This is a genomic window from Citrobacter sp. RHBSTW-00671, from assembly GCF_014103415.1.
In the GTDB taxonomy this organism is placed as follows: domain Bacteria; phylum Pseudomonadota; class Gammaproteobacteria; order Enterobacterales; family Enterobacteriaceae; genus Citrobacter.
In genome coordinates this window covers 362,889-384,361 of record NZ_JABXPR010000001.1, presented here as the reverse complement: position 1 = coordinate 384,361, position 21,473 = coordinate 362,889, and the positions used below count along the sequence as shown (strand labels likewise).

The 21,473-nt window shown below is 51.1% G+C and carries 16 protein-coding genes, 2 tRNA genes, 2 rRNA genes and 1 pseudogene; 13 read left to right on the top strand and 8 right to left on the bottom strand.

Going from position 1 to position 21,473, the window contains the following annotated elements:
- Positions 1-27 precede the first annotated feature (27 nt).
- The 4 genes from HV261_RS01835 (at position 28) to rrf (ending at position 3,610) form a co-directional block, all read left to right on the top strand.
- Positions 28-104, top strand: a tRNA-Ile gene (locus tag HV261_RS01835).
- A 105-nt stretch (positions 105-209) separates the two neighbouring features.
- Positions 210-285 (top strand) — tRNA-Ala (locus HV261_RS01830).
- A 206-nt stretch (positions 286-491) separates the two neighbouring features.
- A 23S ribosomal RNA gene (locus HV261_RS01825) occupies positions 492-3,398 on the top strand.
- A gap of 96 nt (positions 3,399-3,494) precedes the next feature.
- A 5S ribosomal RNA gene (gene rrf / locus HV261_RS01820) occupies positions 3,495-3,610 on the top strand.
- Between the two features lie 299 nt (positions 3,611-3,909).
- On the opposite strand, the gene mobB is transcribed toward rrf, so the two are convergent.
- Both mobB and mobA read right to left on the bottom strand, forming a co-directional pair.
- Positions 3,910-4,413: a molybdopterin-guanine dinucleotide biosynthesis protein MobB gene (mobB, locus tag HV261_RS01815; protein ID WP_202037287.1), complete on the bottom strand. Its 504-nt coding sequence runs from the start codon at positions 4,411-4,413 to the stop codon at positions 3,910-3,912.
- On the bottom strand, positions 4,410-4,994 hold the full coding sequence (mobA, locus tag HV261_RS01810) for a molybdenum cofactor guanylyltransferase MobA (RefSeq protein ID WP_003028614.1): 585 nt from the start codon (positions 4,992-4,994) through the stop codon (positions 4,410-4,412). The genes mobB and mobA overlap by 4 nt, the downstream gene beginning before the upstream one ends.
- A gap of 69 nt (positions 4,995-5,063) precedes the next feature.
- On the opposite strand from mobA, the gene HV261_RS01805 reads away from it, so the two are divergent.
- From HV261_RS01805 to dsbA, 3 genes are all read left to right on the top strand, one after another.
- Entirely contained in the window at positions 5,064-5,333 is a 270-nt protein-coding gene (locus tag HV261_RS01805; protein WP_003028616.1) for a YihD family protein, read from the top strand.
- A 76-nt stretch (positions 5,334-5,409) separates the two neighbouring features.
- Positions 5,410-6,396: a serine/threonine protein kinase gene (locus HV261_RS01800; RefSeq protein ID WP_202037286.1), complete on the top strand. Its 987-nt coding sequence runs from the start codon at positions 5,410-5,412 to the stop codon at positions 6,394-6,396.
- Positions 6,397-6,412: 16 nt separating this feature from the next.
- Positions 6,413-7,036: a thiol:disulfide interchange protein DsbA gene (gene dsbA / locus HV261_RS01795; protein ID WP_137381405.1), complete on the top strand. Its 624-nt coding sequence runs from the start codon at positions 6,413-6,415 to the stop codon at positions 7,034-7,036.
- 13 nt (positions 7,037-7,049) lie between these two features.
- Here the strand turns inward: dsbA and yihG are convergent, their stop codons facing one another.
- A complete protein-coding gene (yihG, locus tag HV261_RS01790) occupies positions 7,050-7,985 on the bottom strand; it encodes a 1-acylglycerol-3-phosphate O-acyltransferase, YihG family (protein ID WP_202037285.1) in 936 nt (311 codons plus the stop codon).
- Between the two features lie 364 nt (positions 7,986-8,349).
- On the opposite strand from yihG, the gene polA reads away from it, so the two are divergent.
- Together polA and spfP are read left to right on the top strand one after the other, a co-directional pair.
- Positions 8,350-11,136 carry a DNA polymerase I gene (gene polA / locus HV261_RS01785; RefSeq protein WP_202037284.1) on the top strand — a complete coding sequence of 929 codons (2,787 nt, stop codon included), beginning with the start codon at positions 8,350-8,352 and terminating at the stop codon, positions 11,134-11,136.
- Positions 11,137-11,302: 166 nt separating this feature from the next.
- Positions 11,303-11,350 (top strand): small protein SpfP, encoded by a 48-nt coding sequence (gene spfP / locus HV261_RS27905; RefSeq protein WP_071892919.1) that lies wholly within the window; start codon positions 11,303-11,305, stop codon positions 11,348-11,350.
- 120 nt (positions 11,351-11,470) lie between these two features.
- On the opposite strand, the gene yihA is transcribed toward spfP, so the two are convergent.
- Complete coding sequence (yihA, locus tag HV261_RS01780) at positions 11,471-12,103, bottom strand: ribosome biogenesis GTP-binding protein YihA/YsxC (protein WP_103771976.1); 633 nt, start codon at positions 12,101-12,103, stop codon at positions 11,471-11,473.
- Positions 12,104-12,357: 254 nt separating this feature from the next.
- On the opposite strand from yihA, the pseudogene HV261_RS01775 reads away from it, so the two are divergent.
- The 3 genes and pseudogenes from HV261_RS01775 to hemN all read left to right on the top strand — a co-directional run bounded on the left by HV261_RS01775 (position 12,358) and on the right by hemN (position 14,739).
- A pseudogene (locus HV261_RS01775) lies at positions 12,358-12,561 on the top strand (hypothetical protein).
- 106 nt (positions 12,562-12,667) lie between these two features.
- The gene (gene yihI / locus HV261_RS01770; protein ID WP_249357511.1) at positions 12,668-13,177 is read left to right on the top strand and encodes a Der GTPase-activating protein YihI; all 510 of its coding nucleotides are present in this window, start codon (positions 12,668-12,670) and stop codon (positions 13,175-13,177) included.
- 188 nt (positions 13,178-13,365) lie between these two features.
- Positions 13,366-14,739, top strand: coding sequence for an oxygen-independent coproporphyrinogen III oxidase (gene hemN / locus HV261_RS01765; protein ID WP_202037283.1), 1,374 nt, complete (start codon positions 13,366-13,368; stop codon positions 14,737-14,739).
- A gap of 89 nt (positions 14,740-14,828) precedes the next feature.
- Here the strand turns inward: hemN and HV261_RS01760 are convergent, their stop codons facing one another.
- From HV261_RS01760 to glnA, 4 genes are all read right to left on the bottom strand, one after another.
- Positions 14,829-14,939, bottom strand: a complete 111-nt coding sequence (locus tag HV261_RS01760) for a YshB family small membrane protein (RefSeq protein WP_086523820.1) — start codon at positions 14,937-14,939, stop codon at positions 14,829-14,831.
- Between the two features lie 112 nt (positions 14,940-15,051).
- Positions 15,052-16,461: a nitrogen regulation protein NR(I) gene (gene glnG / locus HV261_RS01755; RefSeq protein ID WP_202037282.1), complete on the bottom strand. Its 1,410-nt coding sequence runs from the start codon at positions 16,459-16,461 to the stop codon at positions 15,052-15,054.
- 11 nt (positions 16,462-16,472) lie between these two features.
- Positions 16,473-17,522 (bottom strand): nitrogen regulation protein NR(II), encoded by a 1,050-nt coding sequence (glnL, locus tag HV261_RS01750; protein WP_016155163.1) that lies wholly within the window; start codon positions 17,520-17,522, stop codon positions 16,473-16,475.
- Positions 17,523-17,805: 283 nt separating this feature from the next.
- Positions 17,806-19,215 (bottom strand): glutamate--ammonia ligase, encoded by a 1,410-nt coding sequence (glnA, locus tag HV261_RS01745; RefSeq protein WP_003825314.1) that lies wholly within the window; start codon positions 19,213-19,215, stop codon positions 17,806-17,808.
- 379 nt (positions 19,216-19,594) lie between these two features.
- On the opposite strand from glnA, the gene typA reads away from it, so the two are divergent.
- Positions 19,595-21,418 (top strand): ribosome-dependent GTPase TypA, encoded by a 1,824-nt coding sequence (gene typA, locus HV261_RS01740; protein ID WP_003028641.1) that lies wholly within the window; start codon positions 19,595-19,597, stop codon positions 21,416-21,418.
- The last annotated feature ends 55 nt before the right edge of the window (positions 21,419-21,473 follow it).

The following is a 21,473-nucleotide window of genomic DNA, read 5'->3' as shown; positions in this document are numbered from 1 at the left end:
ATGAAAATTAGCAGTAAAAATCTCTGCAGGCTTGTAGCTCAGGTGGTTAGAGCGCACCCCTGATAAGGGTGAGGTCGGTGGTTCAAGTCCACTCAGGCCTACCAAATTTTTGCTGATGCTGCGTTGCGGCGACACTCACATACTTCAGTATGCTTCGTGTCACCACGCCTTGCTTCAACAAAAATTAAGGTGAATGAGATAACTACGATGGGGCTATAGCTCAGCTGGGAGAGCGCCTGCTTTGCACGCAGGAGGTCTGCGGTTCGATCCCGCATAGCTCCACCATCTTTACTGCAAAAAACCAAGAAAACTTCAGAGTGTACCTGAAAAGGTTCACTGCGAAGTTTTGCTCTTTAAAAATCTGGATCAAGCTGAAAATTGAAACGACACACTGTTTCATTTCTCCGTAATAAGAAATGAAAAGCGGTGTGTTCGAGTCTCTCAAATTTTCGCAACACGGTGGTGTTTTACGAAACATCTTCGGGTTGTGAGGTTAAGCGACTAAGCGTACACGGTGGATGCCCTGGCAGTCAGAGGCGATGAAGGACGTGCTAATCTGCGATAAGCGTCGGTAAGGTGATATGAACCGTTATAGCCGGCGATTTCCGAATGGGGAAACCCAGTGTGTTTCGACACACTATCATTACGTGAATACATAGCGTAATGAAGCGAACCGGGGGAACTGAAACATCTAAGTACCCCGAGGAAAAGAAATCAACCGAGATTCCCCCAGTAGCGGCGAGCGAACGGGGAGCAGCCCAGAGTCTGAATCAGCATGTGTGGTAGTGGAACGGTCTGGAAAGTCCGACGGTACAGGGTGATAGTCCCGTACACAAAATCGCATGTGTTGTGAACTCGAAGAGTAGGGCGGGACACGTGGTATCCTGTCTGAATATGGGGGGACCATCCTCCAAGGCTAAATACTCCTGACTGACCGATAGTGAACCAGTACCGTGAGGGAAAGGCGAAAAGAACCCCGGCGAGGGGAGTGAAAAAGAACCTGAAACCGTGTACGTACAAGCAGTGGGAGCCTCTTTATGGGGTGACTGCGTACCTTTTGTATAATGGGTCAGCGACTTATATTCTGTAGCAAGGTTAACCGAATAGGGGAGCCGAAGGGAAACCGAGTCTTAACTGGGCGTTAAGTTGCAGGGTATAGACCCGAAACCCGGTGATCTAGCCATGGGCAGGTTGAAGGTTGGGTAACACTAACTGGAGGACCGAACCGACTAATGTTGAAAAATTAGCGGATGACTTGTGGCTGGGGGTGAAAGGCCAATCAAACCGGGAGATAGCTGGTTCTCCCCGAAAGCTATTTAGGTAGCGCCTCGTGAATTCATCTTCGGGGGTAGAGCACTGTTTCGGCTAGGGGGTCATCCCGACTTACCAACCCGATGCAAACTGCGAATACCGAAGAATGTTATCACGGGAGACACACGGCGGGTGCTAACGTCCGTCGTGAAGAGGGAAACAACCCAGACCGCCAGCTAAGGTCCCAAAGTCACAGTTAAGTGGGAAACGATGTGGGAAGGCACAGACAGCCAGGATGTTGGCTTAGAAGCAGCCATCATTTAAAGAAAGCGTAATAGCTCACTGGTCGAGTCGGCCTGCGCGGAAGATGTAACGGGGCTAAACTGTGCACCGAAGCTGCGGCAGCGACACTATGTGTTGTTGGGTAGGGGAGCGTTCTGTAAGCCGTTGAAGGTGTCCTGTGAGGGGTGCTGGAGGTATCAGAAGTGCGAATGCTGACATAAGTAACGATAATGCGGGTGAAAAACCCGCACGCCGGAAGACCAAGGGTTCCTGTCCAACGTTAATCGGGGCAGGGTGAGTCGACCCCTAAGGCGAGGCCGAAAGGCGTAGTCGATGGGAAACAGGTTAATATTCCTGTACTTGGTGTTACTGCGAAGGGGGGACGGAGAAGGCTATGTTAGCCGGGCGACGGTTGTCCCGGTTTAAGCATGTAGGCGGGAAGTTTAGGTAAATCCGGACTTCTTTTAACGCTGAGGTGTGATGACGAGGCACTACGGTGCTGAAGTAACAAATGCCCTGCTTCCAGGAAAAGCCTCTAAGCATCAGGTAACATCAAATCGTACCCCAAACCGACACAGGTGGTCAGGTAGAGAATACCAAGGCGCTTGAGAGAACTCGGGTGAAGGAACTAGGCAAAATGGTGCCGTAACTTCGGGAGAAGGCACGCTGATATGTAGGTGAAGTGATTTACTCATGGAGCTGAAATCAGTCGAAGATACCAGCTGGCTGCAACTGTTTATTAAAAACACAGCACTGTGCAAACACGAAAGTGGACGTATACGGTGTGACGCCTGCCCGGTGCCGGAAGGTTAATTGATGGGGTTATCCGTAAGGAGAAGCTCTTGATCGAAGCCCCGGTAAACGGCGGCCGTAACTATAACGGTCCTAAGGTAGCGAAATTCCTTGTCGGGTAAGTTCCGACCTGCACGAATGGCGTAATGATGGCCAGGCTGTCTCCACCCGAGACTCAGTGAAATTGAACTCGCTGTGAAGATGCAGTGTACCCGCGGCAAGACGGAAAGACCCCGTGAACCTTTACTATAGCTTGACACTGAACACTGGTCCTTGATGTGTAGGATAGGTGGGAGGCTTTGAAGCGTGGACGCCAGTCTGCGTGGAGCCGACCTTGAAATACCACCCTTTAATGGCTGGTGTTCTAACGTAGACCCGTGATCCGGGTTGCGGACAGTGTCTGGTGGGTAGTTTGACTGGGGCGGTCTCCTCCTAAAGAGTAACGGAGGAGCACGAAGGTTAGCTAATCCTGGTCGGACATCAGGAGGTTAGTGCAAAGGCATAAGCTAGCTTGACTGCGAGAGTGACGGCTCGAGCAGGTGCGAAAGCAGGTCTTAGTGATCCGGTGGTTCTGAATGGAAGGGCCATCGCTCAACGGATAAAAGGTACTCCGGGGATAACAGGCTGATACCGCCCAAGAGTTCATATCGACGGCGGTGTTTGGCACCTCGATGTCGGCTCATCACATCCTGGGGCTGAAGTAGGTCCCAAGGGTATGGCTGTTCGCCATTTAAAGTGGTACGCGAGCTGGGTTTAGAACGTCGTGAGACAGTTCGGTCCCTATCTGCCGTGGGCGCTGGAGAATTGAGGGGGGCTGCTCCTAGTACGAGAGGACCGGAGTGGACGCATCACTGGTGTTCGGGTTGTCATGCCAATGGCATTGCCCGGTAGCTAAATGCGGAAGAGATAAGTGCTGAAAGCATCTAAGCACGAAACTTGCCCCGAGATGAGTTCTCCCTGAGACTATAAGTCTCCTGAAGGAACGTTGAAGACGACGACGTTGATAGGTCGGGTGTGTAAGTGTAGCGATACATTGAGCTAACCGATACTAATGAACCGTGAGGCTTAACCTTACAACGCCGAAGATGTTTTGGCGAAAGACAGACATCAGTTTCAGCTTGATAACAGATTAAATTAACCGGCCAAGGCGGGTTAATAAACAGAATTTGCCTGGCGGCTGTAGCGCGGTGGTCCCACCTGACCCCATGCCGAACTCAGAAGTGAAACGCCGTAGCGCCGATGGTAGTGTGGGGTCTCCCCATGCGAGAGTAGGGAACTGCCAGGCATCAAATTAGAAGTATGGCACTGACTTTCGAGGCAGTTCACTACTCGATAGAGAGTAGGACAAAAGTGAAAGCTTTTGAACGTTGCGCAGCAACGGCCCGAAGGGTGAATCACGAAGTGATTCATAAACTGCCAGGCATCAAATAAGTGAAGAAGCCCATCCTGACGGATGGGCTTTTTTGCGTCTGCGTGGGATGAAAACCACCGGATGCGGCGTCCCGCCTTATCCGGCCTACAAAAGCCCGTCAGTGCATGCGTTTCAGTAGGCCTGATAAGCGCAGCGCATCAGGCAATACACAGTTACTGTCTTATCCATTGCGTAACAAAATCAGCAAGTTGCTGTATATCGTTGATATCTAACAATGGAACATCCACCGCCAGCGGAACGTCACTGGCAACTGCGATAACATATTCGTCCATCACCAATTCCTCAGGACTGTGCCCGCAACCTTCACGAAAAAGCAGGATCTTCGCGACAGGTTCATGCTTAAAGCCTTCAACAAGCACCATATCTAACGCCGATGCATCCATCCGGCTAACCAGATAGGCCATGTCCAGTTCGGGCTCTTCAGGTGTTTCAACCATTAGCGCCCAACGCTGTTGGCTGGCAACCAGCGTTTGTGCTGCACCGGCTTTGCGCAGTTCATAGCTATCTTTACCGGGCTTGTCGACATCCATATTGTGATGAGTATGCTTAATCAATCCGGGGCGTATACCTCTGGCACGTAGTTCCGGGATCAACTTTTTGAGCAGCGTGGTTTTTCCCGTTCCGCTCCATGCCGCAATGGCGAGTAATGGGATCATGATTTTTCCTGCCATTTTGCGAGCTCTTCGGGGGTGTTCACGTTTACGAACGCATCTTTATGATCGCTGAAATCGACAGCATGGCCGCCAGCCAGACGCATAAAGACCATAACGCGTCGTTCACCAGACTGAAGATAATCCTGCAGCAAAGGCTGCATAGAGCGGTGCATTAGCGCGATGGTTGGGTGATCTCTTTCCCCATCATGCACCCAGACAACCGGTGCAGCTTTGCGCTGCTCTTTTAAACGAGCGACCAGATCGTGAGGAATATAGGGCATATCGCACGGGCAAAACAGAAACCACTCCCCCGTTTGCTGCAGGAATACCGATAGCATCCCGGCCAGTGGGCCAGGGAAATCGGCCAGGGAATCGGGAATAACTTTCAGGCCGCTTTGCTGGTATATATCCCGGTGGCGATTGGCATTAACCACCACGGTTTCGACCTGCAAAGCGAGAATGTCGGCCACATGCCGCCAAAGAGGTTTACCGTCCAGTTCAAGCAGACCTTTATCGGTTCCACCCATCCGTCTGGCCTTACCGCCAGCCAGCACAACCCCTGTTATTGCACTATCCAGAATCACTGATATCGCCTCTTTTAATGTGGGATTGACCCTGCTAACGTATCTGTATTGAGCCTAAGGAGCACAACCATGAAATGTAAACGTCTGAATGAAGTTATTGAACTCCTCCAGCCTGCCTGGCAGAAGGAACCCGATCTTAACCTGATGCAATTTTTACAGAAACTGGCGCAAGAGTCAGGTTTTGACGGCGAACTGGCGGATTTAACTGATGACATTCTGATCTATCACCTGAAAATGCGTGACTCAGCGAAGGATGCAGTCATCCCAGGTATTCAGAAAGATTATGAAGAAGATTTTAAAACGGCACTTCTACGCGCACGTGGCGTAATTAAAGAGTAAAAGCTTGTAATCGCCGCCACCGAAAGCGCTGCGAAATGATATCCTGAATCATTCGTAGTATTTTCCGGATGATGGGATGAACGACAACGCTTTTAATTTCCAGACGCTACACCCGGATACCATCATGGATGCACTGTTTGAGCAGGGGATCCGGGTGGACTCCGGGCTTACCCCACTTAACAGCTATGAAAACCGTGTCTATCAATTCCAGGACGAAGACCGTCGACGCTTTGTCGTTAAGTTTTATCGCCCTGAACGTTGGTCTGTCGATCAGATCCAGGAAGAGCACCAGTTTGCTCTGGAACTGGTAAGCGATGAAGTCCCGGTCGCTGCACCTCTGGTACTGAACGGCCAAACGCTGTTAAGCCACCAGGGTTTCCATTATGCGATCTTCCAAAGCGTCGGTGGACGCCAGTTTGAAGCCGACAACATCGATCAGATGGAGGCGGTGGGGCGCTATCTCGGACGTATGCACCAGACCGGATGCAAGCGTACTTTTGTCTTCCGCCCAACGATTGGCCTTGAAGAGTACCTGACTGAGCCGCGTAAAGTTTTTGAACACGCACAGCTTATCCCATCAGGGCAAAAAGCGGCTTTCCTGAAGGCAACGGATGCGCTTATCGCGATTGTTACCGAACGCTGGCATACGCGTTTTACCACGTTACGCCTGCACGGTGATTGTCATGCCGGTAATATTCTGTGGCGCGATGGCCCGATGTTTGTCGATTTAGATGATGCCCGCAATGGTCCGGCTATTCAGGATTTATGGATGCTCCTCAATGGTGATAAAGCTGAACAACGCATGCAGCTAGAAACCATTATCGAGGCTTATGAAGAGTTTAGTGAGTTCGACACCGCTGAAATCGGACTGATAGAACCTTTACGCGCTATGCGTTTAGTTTATTATCTTGCTTGGCTAATTCGACGTTGGGCTGACCCTGCGTTCCCAAAAAACTTTCCGTGGTTAACCGGGGAAGATTACTGGCATCGTCAGACCGCGACCTTTATTGAGCAGGCAAAAATTCTGCAAGAGCCCCCCTTACAATTAACGCCAATGTATTAATCGGAGAAACTTGAACATGAAAAAAATATGGCTGGCGCTGGCTGGTATGGTCTTAGCTTTTAGCGCATCGGCAGCGCAGTTCCAGGATGGTAAACAATACATCACCCTGGAGAAGCCTGTTGCGGGTGAACCGCAAGTGTTGGAGTTCTTCTCCTTCTACTGCCCGCACTGCTATCAGTTTGAAGAAGTGCTTCACGTCTCTGATAATGTGAAGAAAAAGCTGCCGGAAGGCACCAAGATGACCAAATACCATGTCGAGTTTCTCGGGCCTTTGGGCAAAGATCTGACGCAGGCATGGGCTGTTGCTATGGCACTGGGCGTTGAAGATCAGGTGACTGTGCCGTTGTTTGAAGGGGTACAGAAAACGCAGACTGTTCAGTCTGTTGCTGATATCCGCAAGGTCTTCGTCGACGCAGGTATTAAAGGTGAAGACTATGATGCGGCATGGAATAGCTTCGTGGTGAAATCACTTGTTGCCCAGCAGGAAAAAGCGGCAGCTGACTTGCAGCTGCAGGGCGTGCCGGCGATGTTTGTTAATGGCAAATATCAGGTGAACCCGCAGGGTATGGATACCAGCAGCATGGATATCTTTGTACAGCAGTATGCTGATACTGTGAAATTCCTGGTAGGTCAGAAGTAAAAGAAAAAGCCGGTCACAGACCGGCTTTTTTATGTGAGGCTTTAATCGCATTTAATTGTGTATCTTTCTCGCTCCAGAGCATGTTCAGCCACTGCTGGAACCGACGTTTAAATCCCTTATCGTTAACGTAATCACCGTGCAATTCTTCGCTAATCGGCTCGAGATTCACTCGCACGACAATACGTGTCAGCTTGCCGCTGAGCATATCGTAGAAAGGATGAAGGCTATTTTCTGGATAACACAGCGTAACGTTCAGCAATTTATCGAACTGTGACCCCAGAACGTTTAGCGCCATTGCAATGCCTGCCGCCTTGGGCGGAAGCAGATTGCTGTACGGTGAACGGGTTTGCTGACGCTTCTCGTCCGTAAAACGTGAGCCTTCGACAAAATTCACAATTGTTGTCGGATGTACGCGAAATTTCTCGCAGGAACGGCGCGTTGTTTCCACATCTTTACCGCGTCGTTCCGGGTGGCGGAGCAGATAGCCACGCGAATAGCGTTTCATAAACGGCATATCCAAAGCCCAACACGCCAGACCAATAAAAGGGACCCAGGCCAACTGCTGCTTGAGGAAGTATTTATTCATCGGGATGTGTTTACGGAACAGAACACAAAGTACAACGATGTCGGCCCAACTGTAATGATTACAAATGAGCAGGTACCAGTTTTTCTTGCTAAGACCTTCCAGCCCTTCGATATCCCACTTTAATCGTGGATTAAGGTGCAGCAGTAGAGCCAGGCCTTCACACCAGCAATACATCATGAAATTACAGAAGACAGAAACCTTGCGCCAGACGACAGGAATGGGCAAAAGGAGTTTTACAACCCCTGCAAGGATGATCGGCACAGAACAAAAAATCGTGACCAATATGGTCAATACGATACTCAGCAACAGCGTTATCGCAGCGAGTATTCTCGTCATAATTAAATTATTCAAAAGGTTAGCCATAGATAGTGCGCTAAATAAGGCGCAAGGGGCTGATTTTATCAGAAAACGAACCAAATGATGGATCTTCGCTGAATAGAAAAAAAGGTAATATCTATCCACATCCAGATATAAGCTGAAAAAATGGCATAAAATTCCACTTATCAGCGTAATGCAATGAAAAATATAACAAATTATTATGATTTATAAATTCTGTTGCTGTAGCTAAAGGGCTGAAAATTATTTATTCACAAAGTTATCCACAGCACGCTTTGCGAGCAACGCAGAAGATCTGCAAAAGTTTTTCGACAAATGCGGCGAAAAACTCATGTTTTCATCCCGTCTGTGGCATCCTTTACCCATAATCTGATAAACAGGCACGGACATTATGGTTCAGATCCCAGAAAACCCACTTATCCTTGTAGACGGTTCATCTTACCTGTATCGCGCATACCACGCGTTTCCTCCGCTGACGAACAGCGCAGGAGAGCCTACTGGTGCGATGTACGGCGTCCTCAACATGCTGCGTAGCTTGATTCTGCAATATCAGCCTACGCATGCAGCGGTGGTATTCGACGCTAAGGGTAAAACCTTCCGTGATGAATTATTCGAACACTACAAGTCGCACCGCCCGCCTATGCCGGACGATTTACGTGCGCAGATTGAGCCTCTACATGCGATGGTAAAAGCGATGGGGCTGCCATTGCTGGCGGTTTCAGGCGTGGAAGCGGACGATGTCATCGGTACGCTGGCACGTGAGGCAGAGAAGGTGGGGCGTCCGGTGCTGATTAGCACCGGCGATAAAGATATGGCTCAACTGGTGACGCCGAACATCACCCTCATCAACACTATGACTAATACGATCCTTGGTCCGGATGAGGTCGTGAATAAGTACGGTGTTCCGCCTGAACTGATCATTGATTTCCTGGCGCTGATGGGTGACTCCTCCGATAACATTCCAGGCGTACCTGGCGTGGGTGAAAAAACGGCTCAGGCGCTGCTTCAGGGCCTGGGTGGGCTGGATACTCTCTATGCGGAATCAGACAAAATAGCAGGGCTGACCTTCCGTGGTGCCAAAACCATGGCAGGCAAACTCGAGCAGAATAAAGAAGTGGCGTATCTCTCGTATAAGCTGGCTACCATCAAAACGGATGTTGAGCTGGAATTAACCTGCGAGCAGCTGGAAGTGCGCCAACCAGCAGCAGAAGAACTGCTGGGCCTGTTTAAACAGTATGAATTCAAGCGTTGGGTTACTGACGTTGAAGCCGGTAAATGGCTACAGGCGAAAGGGACAAAACCGGCAGCTAAACCGCAGGAAACCATCGTCGTCGATGAAACGCCTGAGGAACCTGCCACGGTTCTCTCGTACGATAACTATGTGACGATTCTGGACGAAGAAACGCTGGAAGCGTGGATTGCAAAGCTGAAGAAAGCTCCCGTATTCGCCTTTGATACAGAAACTGACAGCCTGGATAACATCTCCGCGAATCTGGTTGGTCTCTCCTTTGCCATTGAGCCAGGTGTGGCTGCGTATGTTCCTGTCGCCCATGATTACCTGGATGCCCCCGATCAGATTTCTCGTGAACGTGCGCTGGCGTTACTGAAGCCACTGTTGGAAGATGAAAAGGCGCATAAAGTTGGGCAAAACCTGAAGTACGATCGCGGTATCCTGGCAAATTACGGGATTGAACTGCGCGGCATTGTCTTTGATACCATGCTCGAATCCTACATTCTTAACAGCGTCGCAGGCCGACACGATATGGACAGCCTGTCAGATCGCTGGCTGAAACATAAAACGATCACCTTTGAAGAGATTGCCGGGAAAGGTAAAAACCAGCTGACCTTTAACCAGATAGCACTGGAAGAAGCCGGGCGTTATGCCGCAGAGGATGCCGATGTTACGCTTCAGTTGCATCTGAAGATGTGGCCAGAACTGCAGAAGCACAAAGGGCCGCTAAACGTCTTCGAAAATATAGATATGCCGTTGGTCCCGGTTCTGTCCCGCGTTGAGCGCAACGGTGTGAAAATCGATCCTGCTGTATTGCACAAACACTCAGAAGAGCTGACGTTGCGTTTGCATGCGCTGGAGCAAAAAGCGCACGAGATTGCCGGAGAAGCGTTTAACCTCTCTTCAACCAAGCAGCTGCAAACGATTCTGTTTGAAAAGCAGGGTATCAAGCCGCTGAAGAAAACACCGGGTGGTGCGCCGTCAACGTCGGAAGAGGTACTGGAAGAGTTAGCGCTGGATTATCCGTTGCCGAAAGTTATCCTGGAATATCGTGGGCTAGCAAAACTGAAGTCGACCTACACGGATAAGCTTCCGTTGATGATCAACCCAAAAACCGGGCGTGTGCATACCTCATATCACCAGGCTGTCACGGCGACCGGACGTTTGTCTTCAACCGATCCTAACCTGCAAAACATCCCGGTACGTAACGATGAAGGTCGTCGTATTCGCCAGGCATTTATCGCGCCAGAAGACTACGTGATTGTCTCTGCGGACTACTCGCAGATCGAGCTGCGTATTATGGCGCATCTCTCGCGTGATAACGGCCTGCTTACCGCGTTTGCCGAAGGAAAAGATATTCACCGTGCAACGGCGGCAGAAGTTTTTGGTTTACCGCTCGATTCAGTGACCAGCGAACAGCGTCGTAGCGCAAAAGCTATTAACTTTGGTCTGATCTATGGCATGAGTGCTTTCGGTCTTGCTCGTCAGCTGAATATTCCGCGTAAAGAAGCACAGAAGTACATGGATCTCTACTTCGAGCGCTACCCTGGCGTGCTGGAATATATGGAACGGACGCGTGCACAGGCAAAAGAGCAAGGTTACGTTGAAACGCTGGAAGGGCGTCGCCTCTATTTACCGGATATTAAATCCAGTAATGGCGCTCGCCGTGCCGGTGCAGAACGCGCTGCAATTAACGCTCCGATGCAGGGTACTGCCGCAGATATTATTAAGCGGGCCATGATTGCCGTGGATGGGTGGCTGCAAACAGAGCAGCCGCGCGTGCGCATGATCATGCAGGTACACGATGAACTGGTGTTTGAAGTGCACAAAGATGACCTGGAAAGCGTGTCGAAAAAGATCCATCAGCTGATGGAAAACGAGACGCAAATTGATGTGCCATTGCTGGTGGAAGTCGGTAGTGGTGAGAACTGGGATCAGGCGCACTAAGGGTTTACTGAATAACGCGCTTTTTTCGTAACTAAGCAACATAAGATAGAACTTTTTGTGATGTCCATTAGAAATCCCTATGTCGGGAATGAAAAAAAATTACAAAAAGTGCTTTCTGAGCTGCTCAAAAAAGAGTAAAGTTATTCACGTAGGGTACAGAGGTAAGATGTTCTATCTTTCAGACCTTTTACTTCACGTAATCGGATTTGGCTGAATATTTTAGCCGCCCCAGTCAGTAATGACTGGGGCGTTTTTTATTGTGCGAAAGAAAAGTTTTGCACATGCTCGTAGGCCGGATAAGACGCGCAGCGGCGCCATCCGGCATATCCGTGGATTATTCCCCGTCCTGCATCTCTTCAACCGGTGCCAGCTCACTAAACCAGCTATCCAACTTCTGACGCAGTTTGTCCACGCCCAGCTTCTTCAGTGATGAAAATGCTTCAACCTGCACATCGCCATTAAACGCCAGCACCGCTTCACGCACCATGTTCAGCTGTGCTTTCCGGGCACCACTGGCCAGCTTATCTGCTTTAGTCAGTAGAACCAGAACCTGAACGTTGCTCTCAACAGCCCACAGGATCATCTGCTGGTCGAGATCTTTTAGCGGGTGGCGAATATCCATTAATACCACCAGACCCTGCAGGCTCTGGCGTTTTTCCAGGTATTCAGCCAGTGCGCGCTGCCATTTACGCTTCATCTCTTCCGGGACTTCGGCATAACCATAACCTGGCAGGTCGACCAGGCGTTTACCGTCCACAACTTCAAACAGGTTGATGAGCTGAGTACGGCCTGGTGTTTTAGAGGTACGCGCCAGACTCTTTTGATTGGTCAGGGTATTTAGTGCACTGGATTTGCCTGCGTTGGAACGGCCAGCAAAAGCCACTTCGATTCCCGTATCGGAAGGTAAATGGCGAATATCAGGCGCACTCATCACAAAATGCGTCTGTTGATAATTCAAGTTAGTCAACGTGGTCGTCTCCATCAATCAAGGCTTTGCAGCGATTATACCTGAACACCAGCAAAAGACTGGTTTTTCGACGCGTGGCCAGTGTAAGTAAAAACCTCGTGCTTTGTGAGACATTGCCGATAGTATCTATGCGAGATGACAGAGCAAAAAACAATATAATACATATAAATCATATAATTATATTTTATTGGCGTTCTGATTAATGGAAACTGTTACCTGGCTTACTTGTGCGTTTACCTTAAAAAGGTAAAGTAGTGTCCATAGCGAGGAAGCTGACAGGATAGACGACTCAGGATGAGGGTCAGGAGCGCCAGGAGGCGAAGACACAGGATTGTCAGGAAGACAAACGTCCGGAGACGTTAGTATAAGGAAATGGAAACAACACGGAATGTTACAGGCTAAGGGAAAAACAGGGTGTGTTGATAGCCAACATGGATTGTAGAGCCCGTAAGGGTTGAGAGTCAGGAAAAAAGGCGACAGATTACTCTGTCGCCTTTTTTCTTTATTTCTGCTAGATTCCGGCGCAATTATATACTGAATAAAAACAGCCAAAGACGAATCATGATGAAACCAACTTCTACACCACGCGGTAAAGGTCCTGCAAAAGCGCGTCGTAAAACACGCGAAGAAATTAACCAGGAAGCTCGCGACCGTAAGCGCCAGAAAAAACACCGTGGTCATGCGGCAGGTAGCCGTGCGTCCGGTAGTGATGGCGCATCAGGTGGCGGAAACCAAAACAAGCAAAAAGATCCTCGTATTGGCAGTAAAACCCCCATTCCATTGGGTGTGACCGAAAAAGTCACCAAACAGCACAAACCGAAAAGTGAGAAACCTATGCTTTCACCACAGGCTGAGTTGGATTTACTGGAAACGGATGAGCGCCTGGATGCGCTGCTGGAACGTCTTGAAGCCGGAGAAAACCTGAGCGCAGAAGATCAGGCCTGGGTAGATGCCAAACTGGATCGCATCGACGAGCTGATGCAAAAGCTGGGTCTCTCTTACGAGGATGACGAAGAAGAGGATGAGGAAGAAAAGCAGGAAGATATGATGCGCCTGCTGAAAGGCGGCAACTAACGGTTTTACACCGTGGGTCTTCCCGTCCTGCTTATAACCCTTCCGGTTATATGTTATCTGGTGTGGTTATTCGTTAAACTACAGCGGTTGTCGCGGCGACAGAAGTGGCTGCGCAACCGGCTTATCACCCGCACTGGGGTTAAGCCGGTACGCCGTACCCGCCAGAGACGCCATCGGAAGGAGTGAGCATGTCTGAACAGCTAATAGACTGGGACCTGGCCCTGATCCAGAAATATAACTATTCCGGGCCACGATATACCTCGTACCCGACCGCGCTGGAGTTCTCTGAAGACTACGGTGCAGAAGCGTTTTTGCACGCCGTGGCGCGTTACCCTGAGCGCCCACTTTCGTTATACGTCCACATCCCGTTCTGCCATAAACTGTGTTACTTCTGTGGCTGCAATAAGATTGTGACCCGTCAGCAGCATAAAGCCGATCAATACCTCGATGCCCTGGAACAAGAAATTATTCACCGCGCACCGTTGTTTTCTGGACGGCATGTCAGCCAGCTGCACTGGGGCGGCGGTACGCCAACGTACTTAAATAAAGCGCAAATCAGCCGCTTAATGACGCTGCTGCGGGCTAACTTTCAGTTTAACGCGGATGCCGAAATCTCGATCGAAGTGGATCCGCGTGAAATCGAGCTGGATGTTCTCGATCATTTACGGGCTGAAGGATTTAATCGCCTGAGCATGGGGGTGCAAGACTTCAACAAAGAAGTTCAGCGCCTGGTGAACCGTGAGCAGGACGAGGAATTTATCTTTGCGTTACTTAACCATGCGCGTGAGATCGGTTTCACCTCGACGAATATCGACCTTATTTACGGTCTGCCAAAACAGACGCCGGAAAGCTTTGCTTTCACCCTGAAGCGGGTGGCGGAGTTGAATCCAGATCGTCTGAGCGTCTTTAACTATGCGCACCTGCCAACGCTTTTCGCAGCCCAGCGTAAGATCAAAGATGCTGACCTGCCCAGCGCACAGCAAAAGCTGGATATCCTGCAGGAAACCATCTCTTCACTAACCGAAACCGGCTATCAGTTCATTGGCATGGATCACTTCGCTCGTCCGGACGACGAGCTGGCCATTGCCCAGCGTGAAGGTGTTCTGCATCGGAATTTCCAGGGCTATACCACCCAGGGTGATACCGACTTGCTGGGGATGGGCGTATCCGCCATCAGTATGATTGGCGACAACTACGCGCAGAACCAAAAAGAGCTGAAGCACTATTATCAGCAGGTTGATGAACAAGGGAATGCACTGTGGCGCGGTATTGCGCTGACCCGCGATGACTGTATTCGTCGGGATGTGATTAAGCTGCTGATCTGCAATTTCCGCCTCGACTACGCCGCTGTGGAACAGCAATGGGATTTGAACTTTGCGGATTATTTTGCTGAAGACCTGAAGCTGTTGGCGCCACTGGCGAAAGATGGGCTGGTGGATGTGAATGAGAAGGGAATTCAGGTTACGCCGAAGGGTCGCCTGTTGATCCGTAATATTTGCATGTGCTTTGATGCTTATCTACGCCAGAAAGCGCGGATGCAGCAGTTCTCTCGGGTGATTTAATGACGTTGCCCGGTGGCGCTTTGCTTACCGGGCCTACACGTTGCGATAACCTGTAGGCCGGATAAGCGTTAGCGCCATCCGGCGCGCCTTCAGCTAAACAGCCCAACCAGCGCAGCGCACAGTACTGCGGCAACCGCGGTTTGTGGCGTGTGGCTGTCGACTGAGCCACTCGATAGCAGATTAATGATTGATTCCAGCATGATGACTTCCCCCCGTTTGCCGGGCACGATCATACTTAACTCATCGGAACAGTAAAGCGCAAAATAGCAGCAATTTGCGCTCAATTATCAATCTTTACACAGTGACTTTTCGTCACTCCATTCCGAGTTCTTTTAACTTACGTGTCAGGGTATTACGCCCCCAGCCGAGCAAGCGTGCCGCTTCCTGTTTATGTCCCTGGGTATGACGCAGCGCGGTAGTCAACAGCGTGCGCTCCAACTTTGGTTGGGCCTCAGAAAGCAAGTTTTGATGACCGGAGCGTAATGCCCTATCCGCCCACTGTGCCAACAGGGTTGCCCAACTGTCTGGTTGCATATGTGACGGTGTGTCAGGCACGGTGGTTTCAAACAGCTCGGTTGGTAAGTCCTGAATCAGTACTTCCTGTCCGGCGGCCATGACGGTTAACCAGCGACAGGTGTTTTCAAGCTGACGAACGTTACCCGGCCAGGCCAGACGCGTAAGTGCCGCTTCGGTTTCAGGGTGGAGTTGCTTGGCTTCCACACCCAACTCGCGGGCGGCTTCCTGCAGGAAATGACGTGCCAGGCGGGGGATATCTTCCCGACGCTCACGCAACGGGGGCAAATGGACGCGAATTACGTTCAGACGGTGGAATAAATCCTCACGGAATTTGCCTTCCTGCACGCGCAGTTCCAGGTTTTGGTGGGTGGCTGCGATAATGCGCACATCCACTTTCACCGGTGCGTAACCACCCACGCGGTAAAACTGTCCATCGGATAATACGCGCAATAAACGCGTCTGCACGTCCAGCGGCATATCACCAATTTCATCAAGGAACAGCGTACCGCCGTCTGCCTGTTCAAAGCGCCCCTGACGAATGGTATTCGCCCCGGTAAACGCCCCTTTCTCGTGACCAAACAACTCAGATTCGATCAAATCTTTCGGGATCGCTGCCATGTTCAGCGCGATAAACGGTGCTTTGACGCGCGGGCTGTGGCGGTGCAGGGCGTGGGCGACCAGCTCTTTACCCGTCCCGGACTCTCCGTTGATCAGCACGCTGATTGACGAGCGGGAGAGGCGGCCAATGATGCGGAACACATCCTGCATTGCAGGCGCTTCACCGATGATATCGGTGGTCGGGCCGTTGATCTGAACATTACGCGGCTGCTGCTGTTCCTGGTAATGGCTGATGGCGCGCTCGACCAGCGCTACCGCTTCGTCAATATCAAAAGGTTTGGGCAGATAGTCGAACGCCCCTTGCTGGTAAGCGCTGACGGCGGCATCCAGATCGGAATGGGCGGTCATTATGATGACCGGAAGCATCGGGTGACGCTGCTTAATCTGTTTTAACAGCGTCAGACCGTCCATACCCGGCATGCGGATATCCGACAACAGCACATCCGGCGTTTTGCTGGCCAGCGCGTCCAGCACCTCTTTACCACTTTCAAATGTGGTACAGCTTAGTCCTGCCCCTGCGAGCGCACGTTCAAGCACCCAACGGATGGAACTATCGTCATCAACTACCCAGACTATTCCTCGTTGCATAAACGTCACCTTTATTTCCTGATAGGCAGATAAACCGAGAACTCGGTATGACCCGGCCAGCTGGTAAATTCAATTTTGCCGGAATGTTGATCGATCAAATTACGGGCGATGGATAATCCAAGTCCGGTACCGCCTTCGCGGCCGCTGACCATTGGGTAGAACAGCGTATCCTGCAAATGCGAAGGAATGCCCGGACCGTTGTCCTCGACATCAATACGTGCCGCCAGACGGTAGCGCATACCGTGCAGCGTGAGCTGAAACGCGGTGCGGGTACGTAGAATAATTTCTCCGCCTTCCGGTCCCAGCGCCTGTAGAGCATTACGCACGATATTCAGCAGAACTTGTTCTATCTGATCCGGATCGTGCAGCAGTTCTGGCAGGCTAGGGTCGTAATCACGAATCAGCGTGACGTTTTCGGGGAGCTCCATCGACACCAGCGCCACCACGCGCTCCGCCACTTTGTGAATGCTTTCCGTGACGTGCATGCCCGGCTGTTGTGGCCCCAACAGGCGATCAACCAGATTACGCAGGCGGTCGGCCTGCTCAATAATGACTTTGGTATATTCGGTCAGCGCCGGGTCCGGAAGCGCTTTGCTAAGAAGCTGAGCCGCTCCGCGCAGGCCGCCCAACGGATTTTTAATTTCGTGTGCCAGACCACGCACCAGATCGCGCGCGGCGATTTGCTGGGCATGCTGCAGTTGTTCCTGACTCAGACGACGCTGGTTATCCATTGGCGCCATCTCCAGCAGGATAAGGCCATCAGGCAGCCTCTGCGCGGTCACAGAGAGGATATGTGAGTGGCTGTCTATCACCAGCGTCACTTCGTTATCCGTAAAGCCCTGACCCGCTTCCAGGCTCTCTCGCATCAGTCCGATGTTTAAGGAGAAATAACTCAACAGATCGGGAAGCGGTGTGCCAAACAGTTTGCGGGAACTTTGCGCCAGCAGCTGTTGCGCCGCCGGGTTGGCGTAATGTACCGCCAGCTCATCGTCGACGAGTAAGATGCTGTTGATTAAAGAATTGAGGATCTGCCCAGCATCGGGCAGCGTGCCGGTTGCCATTCAGCAGTCTCCTGAAAAGTGTTGCACCAATTTAGTGCATTATAGCTTTTTACATCAAAAAAGCGCGAAAAAGCAGGTTGTTAGTGGAGAAAAAAGCCCATCCAGAGATGGGCTACAGATGACTGGCAAACATAGATGCCGGATGGCGGCTTCGCCTTATCCGGCCTACAAGGTAATGTTACCCTCCAGGCCTGATAAGTTTGCGCCATCAGGCGTCCTATCATTCGCCATCGATCTCAAGCCTGCCTGAGCAGGCTAAAAGTTCCACGGCAACTTCAAACGATTAAACGCTATAGTACAGCTCAAACTCTACCGGGTGCGGAGTCATGCGCACGCGGTCATCTTCTTCGCGACGCAGCGCAATGTACGCATCGATCGCTTCATTGGTGAACACGCCGCCTGCGGTCAGGAACTCGCGGTCCAGATCCAGTTCTTTCAGTGCTTCTTCCAGAGAGCCAGCAACCTGTGGGATCTCTTTCGCTTCTTCCGGCGGCAGGTCGTACAGGTTTTTGTCCATCGCTTCGCCCGGGTGGATCTTGTTCTTAATACCGTCCAGGCCAGCCATCAGCAGTGCAGCGAAGCACAGGTACGGGTTAGCCGCCGGGTCCGGGAAACGCACTTCGATACGACGCGCTTTCGGAGAAGCAACTACCGGAATACGGATAGAAGCAGAACGGTTACGGGCAGAGTAAGCCAGCATGACCGGCGCTTCGTAGCCTGGGACCAGACGCTTGTAGGAGTTGGTGGTCGGGTTCGCCAGGGCGTTGATCGCTTTAGCATGCTTGATAACGCCGCCGATGTAGTACAGCGCCTGCTCAGACAGACCCGCATATTTGTCACCAGAGAACAGGTTTACGCCGTTCTTGGACAGGGACATGTGGCAGTGCATGCCGGAACCGTTATCGCCAAACATTGGTTTTGGCATAAAGGTCGCGGTTTTACCGAAACGGTGAGCGACGTTGTGAACGACATATTTGTAGATCTGAATTTCGTCCGCTTTTTTGGTCATGGTGTTAAAGCGGGTCGCGATTTCGTTCTGACCCGCAGTCGCCACTTCGTGGTGGTGGGCTTCAACAACCAGACCCATCTCTTCCATGATCAGACACATGGTAGAACGGATGTCCTGAGAAGAATCTACCGGAGGAACCGGGAAGTAACCGCCTTTGACGCCTGGACGGTGACCTTTGTTACCACCTTCGTATTTGGTGGAGGAGTTCCATGCGCCTTCGATGTCATCGATAGCGACGTGGGAACCGGAAATAGATGCGCCGAAACGGATGTCGTCAAACAGGAAGAACTCTGGCTCTGGCCCGAACAGAACGGTGTCTGCGATGCCGGTAGAACGCAGATACTCTTCAGCGCGTTTCGCAATGGAACGCGGATCGCGGTCGTAACCCTGCAGCGTACCTGGTTCCAGGATATCGCAACGGATGATCAGGGTAGACTCTTCAAAGAACGGGTCGATGAGTGCAGTCGACGCATCTGGCATCAGAACCATGTCTGATTCGTTAATGCCTTTCCAGCCACCGATTGAGGAGCCGTCAAACATTTTGCCTTCTTCAAAGAATTCGGCATTTACCTGATGAGCAGGAATAGTGACGTGCTGTTCTTTGCCTTTGGTATCGGTGAAGCGCAAATCAACAAACTTCACTTCGTGTTCGTTCAGCATCGTCAAAACGTGTTCAGCGGACATACTTACTCTCCCGGATTGGTCATGGTCGTCGTGGTAACGAAGTCTTCAATTCTGCAAAAATTGGCCGTGTCGCCGTAAAAAATATAAAGCGAAATCTGTGCCAACTTTTAAATTGCCCCTAAAAGGCGTTATCATGCGCACCATCGTGCAAAGGGGCTGCACCATGAAGGTTGTATTGCACCATTATAGTGCTTTAATGTGAACATTAAGCACCATATTGGTGCAAAGCATGTCAGATTACCCCTTTTAACGCTCCGTGAATGTGATCACAAAGAAACTCTGCAATACTTGTTTGCGGAGGATGTTTGTGATCCTGTTTTGTACTGCGATTAATCCGTGTACAATAACGCGCTATTTCTAAAATGCCTGAGGCAAAGTTGTGATCGAAAATTTGCGTAACATCGCCATCATCGCGCACGTAGACCATGGTAAAACGACCCTGGTAGACAAGCTGCTCCAACAATCCGGTACGTTCGATGCACGTGCTGAAACCCAAGAGCGCGTGATGGACTCCAACGATTTGGAGAAAGAGCGTGGGATTACCATCCTCGCTAAAAACACCGCTATCAAATGGAATGACTACCGTATCAACATCGTTGATACCCCAGGGCACGCCGACTTCGGTGGTGAAGTTGAACGTGTAATGTCCATGGTCGACTCCGTGCTGCTGGTGGTGGATGCAATGGACGGTCCGATGCCGCAGACGCGCTTCGTGACCAAAAAAGCCTTTGCCCATGGCCTGAAGCCAATTGTTGTTATCAACAAAGTTGACCGTCCTGGCGCGCGTCCTGACTGGGTTGTTGACCAGGTATTTGACCTGTTCGTTAACCTCGACGCTACCGACGAGCAGCTGGACTTCCCGATCGTTTACGCTTCCGCGCTGAACGGTATCGCTGGTCTGGATCACGAAGACATGGCTGAAGACATGACTCCACTGTATCAGACCATCGTTGATCGCGTACCGGCTCCGAACGTAGACCTTGACGGCCCGCTGCAGATGCAAATCTCCCAGCTGGACTACAACAACTACGTTGGCGTAATCGGTATCGGCCGTATCAAACGTGGTAAAGTTAAACCGAACCAGCAGATCACTATCATTGATAGCGAAGGCAAAACCCGTAACGGTAAAGTCGGTAAAGTTCTGACCCACCTGGGTCTGGAACGTATCGAGAGTGATATTGCCGAAGCAGGCGATATCATCGCGATCACCGGTCTGGGCGAACTGAACATCTCCGACACCATCTGCGACCCGCAGAACGTCGAAGCGCTGCCGGCTCTGTCCGTTGATGAACCGACCGTAACCATGTTCTTCTGCGTAAACACCTCTCCGTTCTGCGGTAAAGAAGGTAAATATGTTACCTCTCGTCAGATTCTTGACCGCCTGAACAAAGAGCTGGTGCACAACGTTGCGCTGCGCGTTGAAGAAACCGAAGATGCGGATGCGTTCCGTGTATCCGGTCGTGGTGAGCTGCACCTGTCAGTTCTGATCGAAAACATGCGCCGTGAAGGTTTCGAAATGGCGGTTTCCCGTCCGAAAGTTATCTTCCGCGAAATCGATGGCCGTAAACAAGAGCCGTTCGAGAACGTAACGCTGGACGTCGAAGAGCAGCACCAGGGTTCTGTGATGCAGGCTCTGGGTGAGCGTAAAGGCGACCTGAAAAACATGAATCCAGATGGCAAAGGCCGCGTACGTCTTGACTACGTGATCCCAAGCCGTGGTCTGATCGGCTTCCGTTCAGAATTCATGACCATGACTTCCGGTACCGGTCTGCTGTACTCCACCTTCAGCCACTACGACGACGTTCGTGCGGGTGATGTGGGTCAGCGTCAGAACGGCGTACTGATCTCCAACGGCCAGGGTAAAGCAGTTGCGTTCGCACTGTTCAGCCTGCAGGACCGCGGTAAGCTGTTCCTGGGTCACGGTGCTGAAGTTTACGAAGGCCAGATCATCGGTATTCACAGCCGTTCTAACGACCTGACTGTAAACTGCCTGACCGGTAAGAAACTGACCAACATGCGTGCGTCCGGTACTGACGAAGCAACGGTTCTGGTTCCGCCGGTTAAGATGACTCTGGAGCAGGCTCTGGAATTCATCGATGACGACGAACTGGTAGAAGTAACACCAACTTCTATCCGTATTCGTAAACGTCACCTGACTGAAAACGATCGTCGCCGTGCAATGCGTGGCGCGAAAGAAGAGTAATACGAGTAATTGTGAGCCGGGTAAGCATTAGAGTCGCCCGGCACAGTAAAAAGCC

Bases quoted from the DNA above. Each gene is read 5' to 3' on its own strand.
- yihG (WP_202037285.1), bottom strand. From the start codon at position 7,985: ATGGCTAACCTTTTGAATAATTTAATTATGACGAGAATACTCGCTGCG.
- HV261_RS01800 (WP_202037286.1), top strand. From the start codon at position 5,410: ATGAACGACAACGCTTTTAATTTCCAGACGCTACACCCGGATACCATC.
- glnL (WP_016155163.1), bottom strand. From the start codon at position 17,522: ATGGCAACCGGCACGCTGCCCGATGCTGGGCAGATCCTCAATTCTTTA.
- dsbA (WP_137381405.1), top strand. From the start codon at position 6,413: ATGAAAAAAATATGGCTGGCGCTGGCTGGTATGGTCTTAGCTTTTAGC.
- HV261_RS01760 (WP_086523820.1), bottom strand. From the start codon at position 14,939: ATGCTGGAATCAATCATTAATCTGCTATCGAGTGGCTCAGTCGACAGC.
- glnG (WP_202037282.1), bottom strand. From the start codon at position 16,461: ATGCAACGAGGAATAGTCTGGGTAGTTGATGACGATAGTTCCATCCGT.
- glnA (WP_003825314.1), bottom strand. From the start codon at position 19,215: ATGTCCGCTGAACACGTTTTGACGATGCTGAACGAACACGAAGTGAAG.
- hemN (WP_202037283.1), top strand. From the start codon at position 13,366: ATGTCTGAACAGCTAATAGACTGGGACCTGGCCCTGATCCAGAAATAT.
- polA (WP_202037284.1), top strand. From the start codon at position 8,350: ATGGTTCAGATCCCAGAAAACCCACTTATCCTTGTAGACGGTTCATCT.
- HV261_RS01805 (WP_003028616.1), top strand. From the start codon at position 5,064: ATGAAATGTAAACGTCTGAATGAAGTTATTGAACTCCTCCAGCCTGCC.
- mobB (WP_202037287.1), bottom strand. From the start codon at position 4,413: ATGATCCCATTACTCGCCATTGCGGCATGGAGCGGAACGGGAAAAACC.
- yihI (WP_249357511.1), top strand. From the start codon at position 12,668: ATGAAACCAACTTCTACACCACGCGGTAAAGGTCCTGCAAAAGCGCGT.